This is a genomic window from Frankia sp. CeRuru1, from assembly GCF_977966315.1.
Map to the genome: position 1 here is coordinate 1 of NZ_CDWWEW010000006.1, position 12,230 is coordinate 12,230.

The 12,230-nt window shown below is 68.8% G+C and carries 8 protein-coding genes and 2 tRNA genes; 5 read left to right on the forward strand and 5 right to left on the reverse strand.

The window, feature by feature from the left end:
- Positions 1–151: 151 nt before the first annotated feature.
- From AC08OP_RS01040 to AC08OP_RS01050, 3 genes are all read right to left on the reverse strand, one after another.
- Entirely contained in the window at positions 152–1,087 is a 936-nt protein-coding gene (locus AC08OP_RS01040) for a hypothetical protein (protein ID WP_476612475.1), read from the reverse strand.
- A 6-nt stretch (positions 1,088–1,093) separates the two neighbouring features.
- On the reverse strand, positions 1,094–1,558 hold the full coding sequence (locus AC08OP_RS01045; RefSeq protein WP_476612476.1) for a hypothetical protein: 465 nt from the start codon (positions 1,556–1,558) through the stop codon (positions 1,094–1,096).
- A 68-nt stretch (positions 1,559–1,626) separates the two neighbouring features.
- Complete coding sequence (locus tag AC08OP_RS01050; protein ID WP_476612477.1) at positions 1,627–3,459, reverse strand: CHAT domain-containing protein; 1,833 nt, start codon at positions 3,457–3,459, stop codon at positions 1,627–1,629.
- 759 nt (positions 3,460–4,218) lie between these two features.
- Between AC08OP_RS01050 and AC08OP_RS01055 the strand changes: the two genes are divergently transcribed.
- Together AC08OP_RS01055 and AC08OP_RS01060 are read left to right on the forward strand one after the other, a co-directional pair.
- Positions 4,219–4,455, forward strand: coding sequence for a hypothetical protein (locus AC08OP_RS01055; protein WP_476612478.1), 237 nt, complete (start codon positions 4,219–4,221; stop codon positions 4,453–4,455).
- A 543-nt stretch (positions 4,456–4,998) separates the two neighbouring features.
- Positions 4,999–6,066: an integrase core domain-containing protein gene (locus AC08OP_RS01060; RefSeq protein ID WP_476612479.1), complete on the forward strand. Its 1,068-nt coding sequence runs from the start codon at positions 4,999–5,001 to the stop codon at positions 6,064–6,066.
- A 135-nt stretch (positions 6,067–6,201) separates the two neighbouring features.
- Here AC08OP_RS01060 and AC08OP_RS01065 read toward each other — a convergent pair.
- Both AC08OP_RS01065 and AC08OP_RS01070 read right to left on the reverse strand, forming a co-directional pair.
- Positions 6,202–6,278, reverse strand: a tRNA-Phe gene (locus AC08OP_RS01065).
- Between the two features lie 52 nt (positions 6,279–6,330).
- Positions 6,331–6,405: transfer RNA gene (locus tag AC08OP_RS01070), tRNA-Asp, on the reverse strand.
- Between the two features lie 274 nt (positions 6,406–6,679).
- On the opposite strand from AC08OP_RS01070, the gene AC08OP_RS01075 reads away from it, so the two are divergent.
- The 3 genes from AC08OP_RS01075 to AC08OP_RS01085 all read left to right on the forward strand — a co-directional run bounded on the left by AC08OP_RS01075 (position 6,680) and on the right by AC08OP_RS01085 (position 12,200).
- On the forward strand, positions 6,680–7,930 hold the full coding sequence (locus AC08OP_RS01075) for a PfkB family carbohydrate kinase (protein WP_476612480.1): 1,251 nt from the start codon (positions 6,680–6,682) through the stop codon (positions 7,928–7,930).
- Between the two features lie 215 nt (positions 7,931–8,145).
- Positions 8,146–11,958 (forward strand): methionine synthase, encoded by a 3,813-nt coding sequence (metH, locus tag AC08OP_RS01080; RefSeq protein ID WP_476612481.1) that lies wholly within the window; start codon positions 8,146–8,148, stop codon positions 11,956–11,958.
- A 92-nt stretch (positions 11,959–12,050) separates the two neighbouring features.
- Positions 12,051–12,200, forward strand: a complete 150-nt coding sequence (locus AC08OP_RS01085) for a type II toxin-antitoxin system prevent-host-death family antitoxin (RefSeq protein ID WP_462187942.1) — start codon at positions 12,051–12,053, stop codon at positions 12,198–12,200.
- The last annotated feature ends 30 nt before the right edge of the window (positions 12,201–12,230 follow it).

A 12,230-nucleotide genomic window follows, 5' to 3' on the forward strand; every position in this document is an offset into this window, starting at 1 on the left:
GAAGGGTGAGCGACTGGCGGGTAGGAATCGCCCGGTCCTCAACAGCCGCCCGTCCGGCTGTCCATCAGGTCGGGCAGCTGTTGAGGAGTCGACGGGAATGGAAGTCGGAGCTGTAGCGGTCTGGTCTGCGTTGAGAGCGTGCCCGTGTGGATCAGGGCTCGGGTCCGGATGGTGGGGTGTAGGTGAGGTTCGGGTCGTGGGTGCCGCGCCAGAGCAGGGTGGTGAGTGCTCGGCCGGCGGCGGGTTCTTCCTGAGGGCTGGTTGGTATGGGTAGGCGGAGGTGCTGGTAGAGGGCGATGCGGTGGATGTCGTAGGCGGCTTCGATGAGGTCGCCGAAGGTCTGGGCGCGGGCTGGTACGGCGAAGGTGATCGTGGCGGCGGCGATGGTGAGACCAACGGGTAAGGCGGGCCAGGCTAGGGGGGTGAAGGCGCAGAACAGCAGGGCCCACAGGCTGGTGGCGACGGCGGTGTCGAGGCTGGCGCGAGCGGCGAGGAGTTCGTGGCGGGTGCTGTCGGGCAGGACGAGCCAGAGTCGGGGCCAGACGATGACGGTGTCGAGGCCGTAGCGGTGGGCAGGCCGGGTTTCGGCGGCGCGTAGCAGGTTGCCGAGCGGGGTGGGTAGGTAGTCAGCGCGGGCGACGGGTCGGCGGTGACGGCGGCGTTCGAGGCGCGCGACGGTGGCACGGTCGGAGGGAGTGGGCTGGGTGCGCAGCCGGGCGCGAGCTTGGTGGAGGGCGGTGCGTTCCTTGTCCGCGCGGTCGGCGGCGCGGTAGGCGAGCCGGTTGGCCAGGGATCCGGTCCATCCGGGCCAGTAGCCTTCGAGGAGGCGGAGCGCCGGGCGAGTTAGCCTGGCGACCGCGACGCCGCTGGCAGCGACCACGACGAGGGCGGTCAGGAGCACGGCGACCTGGGTGACGGTGGCCTGCTGGTCAAGCCAGCGGGTCTGGTCGTCGAGAGTGTGCAGGCCGCCGCGGTGGTGGGTCCAGGCAGCGAGCCCGCCGAGCCAGAAGATCAGCGCGGGGGCGGCTACGGCAGCCCACCGGTCGGCGAGCTTGCCGCCGATGGCTTCCCAGAATGCGCCGAGCACCGCTTGTCAGGCCCTGATCAGGGGGATCTGGTGGCGCGGGCAGCAGTCTGGGGGTGTTTCCTGGCCGTCGTAGCGTTCCCAGTCGAACTGGCAGCCCTGCGTGGGGCATCGGTAGCGCTCAGCGTCGACAGGCCCGAGGCCACCCAAGAGAAGATCCGAACCACGACGTTCCCTGTTTGTCGGTCCGGCGTCGACGTTGTCGGGGTCACCGCCGGGCTGCGTGCGGGTGCGGACTAGGTTGGGCGGGCGGTAGTGAGGTGCGTCGGCAAGGACGCGTTGCAGGAACCAGGCGGTGTCGGGGTGCGCGCCGAGCTCCGTCCGCAGCTTAGTCGCGGCGACGGTGGGGTCGGGGTCGGCAAGCAGCTCGTCGATGCAGCGGGCGAGGTCCGTTGCGGCGTTGGGGCCGATCAAGCGCGTCAGCAGGGGGCGGATCGCACGGGCGGCGGCCAAGACGCCGATGGCGTCATCCATGGAGTGGCGTTCTCCTCTGTAGATGTGGTTCCGGAGAGATCACGCTTCTCCAGAGTGGTTAGGTGGTTTCAGATTCCGCTGTGGATGTAAGACGCCCACAGCGACGGTTCGGCCAGATGCAGGTTGCGCAGCCTCCGGGTCGCGGTGTGCAGGGCGACGGCGGGTTCGACCGGGCCGGAGCCTGTCAGCGCGGCGTAGACCTCGTCGGCGAGACCGATCGCCGTGTCGTCGTCGATTGGCCACAGGGTGCCGATGACGTGCCGGTAGCCGGCGAGCTGAAACGCTGACGCCAGGTGGATCGCTTCGTCGGCGAGAGCGCCGCCGGGGCGGGCCGTGGAGCAGGCCGACAGGTACGCCAGCTCGGCATGGTCGAGGCGGAGCTGGGCGACATCGACCACGGTGAACGGCCGCTCCCGATGGTCGTACAGTAGAAGGCGGCTGGTCGACGGCGCGGCCACGTCACTGTAGCCATGGCAGGCGAAGTGGGCCCATGTCGCCTCGCGCAGTGCAGCGTGCACCGTGTCCCACCGAGCTTCTGGGCCTACAAGCGAGCCGACTCGACCGGTCAAATGACGATGCAGCACGTTGAGTTCGGATTCCGCGCCGGGAAGGTCGGACACCCCGGGTGTGCTGGGCATCGCAACCGCCGCCACCTTTCCCGCAGGCCGCGGCGTTCTCCGACTGCTGGGGGCGCGGCGGGCGTGGACCAGTGCCCGCAGCGTCGGGATGTATGACGACACTGCCCGGTCGATGACCGTGCAGGGTTGCGGGTCGAACCGGGTCTCGTGCCGGCCGGCGGCGTGCACCGGCAGGAACGACAGCGGCCCAGACAGGCACCACCACATCCGAGGCAGCTCGCCGCCGGTCAGGCCCGAGGCGGAGAGCAAGCCGAGTCTGTCCACGTGGTCTAGCACCGGTCCGGCGAGACGGTCCCACAACCAGCTCAAGGTCCCCGATAGCCGAGCTTCCGCCTGCTCCCGATCGTCCCGGTTCGCATCCCGTGACGCGGTCGTGCCTAAGGCGGTCAGGAACTCGTGTACTTCTTCGGCGACTGCGTCCGGGCTCAGCCCGGCCAGCGGGATCGGCTCGGCGACGCCAGCCTCGGTAAGGATCAGCGCGTACGAGCCGAACTGGGACACTGCGACTATCACGACTGGGCCACTCACCGCCGCTTGGGTCAATTTCGTCAGCGTAAGGGGCCGCAGGAAATCTTCAAAACCAGGGCGGTGCTGAATCTTCTTGACTAGCTGATCGAATTCCATGCGTGCCGCTCGCCGACGCCGACCTAGCCATTCGGTGTCCTCCAAGCGGCCATTCATCTCGCCGCCTGCCTGCCACAGGCCACCGAAGCGGGCCGTCTCCTGCGAGTCAAGGTCGGCGGCCAGTGCGACGAACCGATCATACAGCTCCGCATGCTTTTCCCGGAGCTCACTCAGGTCAGCGCGAGTATCCAAGGCCCGACCCAACAACATTCCCCGGCCCTGCTCGAATAGCTCGACCGCGCGCGCCGGATCACCGGCGCGGACCGCACAGACCGCCCCGTCGGCGCCCAGCCCACTTACCTCGGCGAGCAGTTCCTCCTGATCCGGGCGGGACAGCTCCCGGGGCACGAGCTCCCCGAGTAGAACGACCGCAGATGTGAACCCCGCAACTGCCTGCTCCCACTGCCCCTCCACCGCTGCGACCCAGCCCCAGCCTCGCGCCGCCGTAACCCGGACCCGAGGTGATGCAACCTCTAGCTCGACCGCCTGCCGGCCAGCATCCACGGCGGCGTCCAGGTCGGCCAGCACTCCGGTACGGCTGAACCGGGAGTGCAGAACGATCCCGAGATTCAACAGGCACAGGGCGCGGTCGGGATGATCCGCCGGGCAAGCATCGACCGCTTGTCGGCCAGTATCCACCGCAATATCCACGTCGGCCAAATCCCTGGTGTACTCAAACCGGGCGGCCATGGCGTTACTGAAGTTCGACAGGCGTCCGACTCGGTTGGGATGACCAGATGGGGTGGCTGCCACGACCTGCCGGCACGTGTCCACCGCAACATCCAGATCGGCTAAGTTCCCGGTGTACTGAAAGCGCGTCAACCGGGCGCCTCCGAGATTCGACAGGCACGCAGTGCGGATGGGGTGGCTGGGTGAGCTGGCCTCGACGGCTCCCTGGAACAGTCGCGCGGCCGCGTCCAGGTCTTGCAGGTTCCGGGTGCGCCCGAACCGAAAGTTCAGTGCGTTTCCGAGGGTGCAAAGGTACATGGCGCGGTTGGGATCTCCGGGTGGACTGGCCGCTACCGCCTGCTGGCCGACATCTACCGCAGTATTTAGATCGACGAGAACTCCGGTGCGCTCAGACCGGCGCTGCAAAATAACACCGAAATTTGACAGTAACATGGCACGGTTAGACTTTCCGGGCGAAGTGGCCTCCAACGCCTGTCGGCACTGTTCCACCGCAGCATCCAGGTCGGCCAGCGCCCCGGTGCGACCGTACCGGATGCTCAGCGCGAAGCCGAGATTCGCCTGTATCATGGCGCGGTGCGGGTAGTTAGACGTCGTAGCCTCGGCGGCTTGTTCAAGTACATTTATTGCGGCGGTCAGGTCAGCTGACTTGCCGGTGCGCTCGAACCGGAAACGCAGTGCGCCTCCAAGGTTCGACAGGTAATCAGCGCGGTGGGGGTCATCGGGTCGACTGGCCGCTACCGCCTGCTGGCCGACATCTACCGCAGCATTCAGATCGGCCATGTTTCCGGTGCGCTCAAACCGAAAACGCAGCGCATTCCCGAGGTTGGACAGGTACATGGCGCGGTGGGGGTCGTCGGGTCGGCTGGCCGCTACCGCCTGCTGGCCGACATCTACCGCAGCATTCAGATCGGCCATGTTTCCGGTGCGCTCAAACCGGGGGACTAAGGCGCTACCAAGGTCTGCGAGGTGTTTCACGTAGTCAGGGTGGCCAGTTGGAGTGACGCTCGCCGCCAGCCAAAATTGACGCACGGCCGCGTCCAGTGCGGTGACATCACCGGTTTTGATGCCTTGCCGCAGGAGGCTGGCCGCCTCGTTCGTTTGGGCATCGGCGAATCGAGCCAGGCTCGCCCGAACCGCCGCGAATAGCCGCTTCCGCATCCCTACCCCCGTGCCGTTCCTGCTGCGGACTACCGCGCGTCATGCAAATAAGGTGATCGGTAGCCACGTCAAGGTTTACTATCGATCATACGCTTGATGAATCAGCAACCTTGCCAAAGTCCCCGCTTGGGATTGTTTTAAGATCGGTATCTTTGAGCCCTCGCGTTGGGCGTGGGTCCGACAGGATGGGCGCCGCGAGTGATGATAACGGGCGACGTGACCCCCTGGAAGGTTGATCATGAGACGGGGTGGCTGTGGGGTGCCAGAAGTCGGCCTGGGTCCGTGAGCTGGGGTGATGCGACGGTGCGGCTGCCGGCATGATGGTCAGCTATGTCCGTGCGCCTGCTCTATCTGATCTTCGTGCGGGTGTGTGGCTGGTTGGTTCTCCTCGGTCGTTCGTCGGCGTCCAAGAACATCGAGTTGCTGGTGTTGCGGCATGAGGTCGCGGTGCTGCGCCGTACCCAGCCCAAGCCCCGGTGGGACTGGGCAGACCGGGCGGTCCTCGCCGCACTGATCAGGCTCCTCCCCAAGACGCTGCGAGCCCACCGGCTGGTCACTCCTGGCACCGTCCTGCGGTGGCACCGCCGTCTGGTCACACGGACATGGACCCACCCGCGGCGGACGGGACGGCCACCCATCAGCACGGAGATCGTCACCCTCATCGAGCGGTTCGCGACCGAGAACACGACGTGGGGCTACCAGCGGATCCAGGGCGAGCTCCTCAAACTCGGCCACCGGGTGAGCGCGTCCACGATCCGCCGGGTCCTGACGTCCCTGGGGCTGCCCCCGGCGCCCAGGCGGCAGACCGACACGACGTGGCGGCAGTTCCTGCGCACGCAGGCGTCGACGATGCTGGCGGTGGATTTCTTCCACGTGGACTGCGCGGTGACGCTGCGGCGGTTGTCCTGCTTCTTCGTCATCGAGGTCGGCTCCCGCACCGTCCACGTCCTCGGAGTCACCGTCCACCCCGACGGACCGTGGACCACCCAACAAGCCCGGAACCTTCTCATGGACCTCGGTGACCGGGCGGCCGACTTCCGGTTCCTGGTCCGCGACCGCGCCGGACAGTTCACCGCGTCGTTCGACGCGGTCCTCGCCGACGCCGGCATCACCGCGATCAAGATCCCACCCCGGGCTCCCCAGGCGAACGCCTACGCGGAACGATTCGTCCGCACGGTTCGGACCGAGGTCACCGACCGCATGCTGATCTTCGGCGAGCGGCATCTGCGCGTGGTCCTGGCCGAGTATGCACGGCACTACAACGGACGACGACCCCACCGTGGCCGCGGCCTTCGACCACCACGGCCCGACCACGCCGTCGCGGACCTGGCGAAGGAGCGGATCAAGCGTCAGTCCGTCCTCGGCGGTCTGATCAACGAGTACGAACGAGCCGCTTAAAAGCCCAGGTCAACGCCGGTGGCCGAGTTCTGACACCCCACAAGCGTGCGGGGCTGTTGCTACACCCGTTGCTACATAACGATCTTCACGAGACCGCTAGGAGCCGAGTTGCGAGGCGAATCCCCTGATCAGAGGTGGTGGGCAGGGGCGGGGTCGAACCGCCGACCTTCCGCTTTTCAGGCGGACGCTCGTACCGACTGAGCTACCTGCCCCGGGTAGTGCGACTCTCGTATGAGCCACAGCGCACTGTTAGCCCTACGAACGCGGTCCCGACGGGATTCGAACCCGCGACCTCCGCCTTGACAGGGCGGCGTGAACTCCAGGCTTCACCACGGGACCATGCTCTAGATCGATCTTCAGTTGTCGCCCTCCAGGTGCCAGTCACGGTCCCTGTCCGGATCTGGAGGTCATGCTACACGACACCGGGACCACTCGAAGGGCCGGGAGCCCAGGATTCTTGCCCAACAGTCCACGCACACGATCACTCACGATTCGCTACGAAGACGCGACATCGGCATGAGATCTGCGGAGTCCGCGCGGCGGGCGCGGCGGCACGCCGGGCGCGCCCAGGAACGCCAGGCACGCCGCCGACCTCGAGGGAACCGAGCGAAAGGTGCGCAGCAGCACGGAGTCGATCCAGACCTCCGTTGCCGATCCCGTTCTGACCCGGGTCGAGGACGGGGTCGCCGTCGTCACCCTGAACCGCCCCGAGGTCATGAACGCGTTCACCCTGCCGATGGCCACCGCCTACGCGCAGGCCCTGCGTGCCGCGGACGCCGACCCGGAGGTCCGGTTCATCGCGGCCTCCGCCTCCGTCAACTCCGGCTTCTCCCGCCTCAGCCTGGTCGTCGAATACGGTCTGTCCTGGCATCTTCCCCGGATCATGGGCACCGCCCGGGTCTCGGACTTCCTGCTGTCCGGCCACGCCGTCAGTGCCGCCGAGGCGGCCGAGCTCGGGCTGGTCAACCAGATGATCACGGATGGCGACGTACTGGACCACGCGGTGCGCTACGCCACCGACATCGCGCGGTCCTGCTCACCGATGTCCCTGGCCGCCATCAAGGCGCGGGTCTACGGGGACCTGGAACGCAGCCGCGCGGACGCGCTCACCGACACCCTCGCCCGGATGGACACCTCCTTGCCGGCAGCCACCCCGGGCAGCCAGCGCTTCCGCTGTTCCTCGGTGCACAGATCGCGCAGGTATGGCCCCACGATGCTCACGACACTCAGCCCGGCGGTGCGACACTGCGGGCCTATGGGCTTGTCCGTGGCGGTTGCCGGTGTCGTCAACGTCCAGCAGACGATCCCGGTCGATGGTTTCCCCCTCGCCTACATCCCGGTGCGCTATCTGAACCGGTCGCTGCGCCTGGAAGTCGCCGGGGTCGGCTGCAACGTCGCCCGCGGGCTCGCCGCGCTGGGCAGCGACGTGCGACTGGCGTCCCTGGTCGGGCAGGACGACGCCTATGCACAGGACGGGCTCACCCGGGCGTCGATCGTGTTCTGCTCGGCGGAGAACCTCACCGTACCCCCCGATGCCTTTGCCCGGCAGTTGCTTGCCCGGGGACCGGCACGGATCGTGGTCGTGGGTCTGGGCACGCGGGGTTGCCTGCTGGCGGTGGCGGACCGGCCGGTGCGCGCTGTCGCGGCGGTCGCACCGCTGGGCGTGGTGGACACGACCGGCGGGGGTGATGCGCTGTTCGCCGGGTTCCTGCACTACTGGCTGGCCACCGGCGATCCCGACCGTGCCATCGACCGCGCGGTGCTTGTCGCCGGTTGGACGGTCGGTTTCCCGGGCACGGGCCACCATCCGACCGACGCCCAGATCCGTGCGCTGTATGCCGGCACCTCCGCCAAGTCCGGATGAGCTCACGCGCGGCGCGGACCGGTGTCCCGCCCGGGTGGCGTGCGACTCTCAAGCGACAGCAGCAACGGCGAGGAAACGCTCGAGCCGACGTGAAGTGATCACGATGGCACGGTATCGTCACTCACAGGTCGAGAGGCGCTGCAACGGGCCCAGGTCCGCCACGCTCGGCCCGCACCGTTCCGTAAGGGCGCCTCCCATAACCGGGAGGTGCTCTGATGGCAGGGTCCGGGTCCGTCGACGAGGTGGCCGTCCATGACGGCGCGATCGAGGCCAGCACGGCCGGGGCAGACGCGATCGAGGCCAGCACGGTCGGGGCCAGCGAGCGGGAGCTCCGGGAGCTGCTGGCCCAGCGGGTCGTCGTGCTCGACGGGGCCTGGGGCACGATGCTGCAGAACGCCGGGCTCACCCCGGCCGACTACCGCACGGAGCGGTTCCGCGACCACCCGAAGGACGTCGCCGGCGACCCGGACCTGCTGAACCTGACCCGTCCGGACGTGATCCTCGACGTGCACCGGCAGTATCTCGCGGCCGGCGCGGACATCACCACGACGAACACGTTCACCGCGACGAGCATCGGCCAGGCGGACTACGGGCTGCAGTCGCTGGTGCGGGAGATGAACCTGCGGGGCGCGCGGCTGGCCCGCCAGGCCGCGGACGAGGCCGCCCGGCAGACCGGGGGGCGCCGGTTCGTCGCCGGTTCGATCGGCCCATTGAACGTCACGCTCTCGCTGTCCCCGCGAGTGGAGGATCCGGCGTACCGGGCGGTGACCTTCGACGAGGTCCGGGCCGCCTACGCCGAGCAGATCCAGGCGTTGGCGGACGGCGGGGTCGACCTGCTGCTCATCGAGACGATCTTCGACACGCTCAACGCAAAGGCCGCGATCGCCGCCGCCCGCGAGGTCGCCCCGCGGCTGCCGCTGTGGATCTCGGTGACGATCGTCGACCTGTCCGGGCGGACGCTGTCGGGGCAGACCGTCGAGGCGTTCTGGAGCTCCATCGCCCACGCGCATCCGCTGGTCGTCGGGGTGAACTGCTCGCTCGGCGCCAAGGAGATGCGCCCGCATGTCGCCGAGCTCGCCCGGCTCGCCGACACGTTCACGGCCTGCCATCCCAACGCCGGCCTGCCGAACGCCTTCGGCGGCTACGACCAGACCCCGGACGAAGCCGGCCGGCTGATCGGCGAATTCGCCGCCGCGGGCCTGGTCAACATCGTCGGCGGCTGCTGCGGGACGACGCCGGCGCACATTGCGCGGATCGCCGCCGCCGTCGGCGGTGCGGCGCCGCGCCCGGTTCCGGCCCCGCCGGCGCGCACCCGCTTCAGCGGGCTGGAGCCGTTCGAGATCGGCGAAGATACCGGCTTCGTCATGATCGGGGAGCGCACCAACGTCACCGGTTCGGCGCGGTTCCGGCGGCTGATCGAGGCCGACGACTACCAGGCCGCCGTGGACGTCGCCTTGGAGCAGGTGCGCGGCGGGGCCAACCTGCTCGACGTCAACATGGACGCCGACCTGCTCGACAGCGAGCGGGCGATGACCACGTTCCTGAACCTGCTCGCCACCGAGCCGGAGGCGGCCCGCCTGCCCATCATGGTCGACAGCTCGCGGTGGAGCGTGCTGGAGGCCGGGCTGCGCTGCGTGCAGGGCAAGGGCGTCGTCAACTCGATCAGCCTCAAGGAGGGTGAGGAGCCCTTCCTGGAGCAGGCCCGGCGCATCCGCGACTACGGCGCCGGCGTGGTCGTGATGGCCTTCGACGAGCGGGGCCAGGCCGACACCGCCGAACGCAAGGTGGCGATCTGCGCCCGCGCCTACGACCTGCTCACCCAGCGGGTCGGCTTCCCGGCCAAGGACATCGTGTTCGACCCAAACGTGCTCGCCGTCGCCACCGGCATCGCCGAGCACAACGGCTACGCGAAGGCGTTCCTCGACGCGTTGCCGCTGATCAAGCAGCGCTGCCCGGGGGCGCGGACCAGCGGCGGCATCTCGAACCTGTCGTTCTCCTTCCGCGGCAACGACATCGTCCGTGAGGCGATGCACTCGGCGTTCCTCCTCCACGCCGTGCGCGCCGGGCTCGACATGGGCATCGTCAACGCCGGCCAGCTCGCCGTCTACCAGGACATCCCCGCCGACCTGCTCGAACTCGTCGAGGACGTGCTCTTCGACCGGCGCGACGACGCCACCGACCGGCTCGTCGCGTTCGCCGAGACCGTGAGCGGGAGCGGCACGAAGCGCACGGTGGACCTGTCCTGGCGCGAGGCGCCGGTCGAGGAGCGCCTGGCGCACGCGCTCGTGCACGGCATCGTCGACTTCATCGAGCCCGACACGGAGGAGGCCCGGGCGCGGGCGGCCCGCCCCCTCGACGTGATCGAGGGACCGCTCATGGACGGCATGAAGATCGTCGGTGATCTCTTCGGATCCGGGAAGATGTTCCTGCCGCAGGTGGTCAAGAGCGCCCGGGTGATGAAGCGCTCGGTCGCCTACCTGGAACCGTTCATGGAGGCCGAGAAGCAGCAGGCGCTGCTGGCCGGCACCGACACCGCCGGCACCGGCCGTGGCAACCGTGGCAACGGCACGGTGGTGCTCGCGACCGTCAAGGGCGACGTGCACGACATCGGCAAGAACATCGTGGGTGTGGTCCTCGGCTGCAACAACTACGAGGTCATCGACCTGGGGGTCATGGTCCCCGCCACGGTCATCCTCGACACGGCGGTGGCGGAGGGCGCCGATGCGATCGGCCTGTCCGGCCTGATCACTCCGTCCCTGGACGAGATGGTCACGGTCGCCACCGAGATGCAGCGCCGCGGGCTGAAGCTGCCCCTGCTGATCGGCGGCGCCACCACCTCGCGCCAGCACACCGCGGTCCGCATCGCCCCCGCCTACGACGCCACCACCGTCCACGTGCTGGACGCCTCCCGCGTCGTCGGCGTGGTCTCGGACCTGCTCGACGCCGACCGGGCCGGGGAGCTCGCCGTGCGTAACCGGGCGGAGCAGAAGCTCCTGCGTGAGCAGCACGAGAACCGCCAGCAGCGCCCGCTGCTCCCCCTCGCGCAGGCCCGGGCGAACCGCGAGCAGGTCACGTTCGACGACCTGCCCGTCCCCGCCTTCACCGGCGTCCGTGTCGTCACCCCGGACCTCAGCGCGCTGCGCGCGATGATCGACTGGCAGTTCTTCTTCCTTGCCTGGGAGCTGAAGGGCAAGTTCCCGGCGATCCTGGACCAGCCGGTGGCCCGCGAGCTGTACGACGAGGCGAACGTCCTGCTCGATCAGATCATCGCGGACGGTAGCCTTCAGGCCCGCGGGGCCTACGGCTTCTGGCCCGCCGTCGCGGAGGACGACGACATCCTGATCGATCTGATCGATCTGATCGACGTCGGCACGGTGAACAGCGACGGCTCGTCGGGTCCAGGTGGCACGTCGGGTCCGGGTGGCACGGGGCGGCTGCGCCTGCCGATGCTGCGCCAGCAGACGGCCAAGCCCGCGGGGCGGCCGAACCGCAGCCTCGCCGACTACCTGGCTCCGGCCGGGGACCACATCGGCGGGTTCGCCGTGGCCGTCCACGGCGCCGACACGCTCGCGGCCGGCTTCGAGGCCCGGCAGGACGACTACCGGGCGATCATGGTGAAGGCCCTGGCCGACCGGCTCGCCGAGGCGTTCGCCGAGTATGTCCACCTTGAGGCGCGACGCGCCTGGTTCGAGCCGGACGCCAAGCCGTCGCTGGAGGATCTGCACGCCGAGCGCTTCCGCGGCATTCGTCCCGCCTTCGGCTACCCGGCGAGCCCCGACCACAGCGAGAAGCAGGCGCTGTTCGACCTGCTGGACGCCGGGCGGGTGGGGATGAGCCTGACCGAGTCCTTCGCGATGACCCCCGCGGCCGCCGTCAGCGGTCTCATCTTCGCCCATCCGTCATCGCGGTACTTCACCGTCGGGCGCATCGGCCGGGACCAGGTCGAAGACTACGCCCGACGGCGGGGCCTGAAGATCTCCGACGTCGAGCGCTGGCTACGCCCCAACCTCGCCTACGATCCCGAGTAGACGCCCCGGCCGGCTGATCTACCCGGGCCAGATCGGTCAGACTGGCGGAGATGTCCACATACAGGAAGATACCCTGCATGTACGTTGAGTGCATGACCGTGTCGCCTAAACTGAGCGTGCCGGAGGCCCGAGAGCGGCTCACGGCGATCATCGACCAGGTTCGCGCCGACCACACGCCGGCCTGCCTCGCCCGCCGTGGCCGGCGGGTCGCGGCCGTCAAGGCCGACCTCGGGCTGGCCTGAGGTATCCGGTCGGCATCGCCCCGCATGCGC

What these genes read in the sequence shown, in the direction of transcription:
- AC08OP_RS01085 (WP_462187942.1), top strand. Translation starts at nt 12,051, where the DNA reads ATGACCGTGTCGCCTAAACTGAGCGTGCCGGAGGCCCGAGAGCGGCTC.
- AC08OP_RS01060 (WP_476612479.1), top strand. Translation starts at nt 4,999, where the DNA reads ATGTCCGTGCGCCTGCTCTATCTGATCTTCGTGCGGGTGTGTGGCTGG.
- metH (WP_476612481.1), top strand. Translation starts at nt 8,146, where the DNA reads ATGGCAGGGTCCGGGTCCGTCGACGAGGTGGCCGTCCATGACGGCGCG.
- AC08OP_RS01045 (WP_476612476.1), bottom strand. Translation starts at nt 1,558, where the DNA reads ATGGATGACGCCATCGGCGTCTTGGCCGCCGCCCGTGCGATCCGCCCC.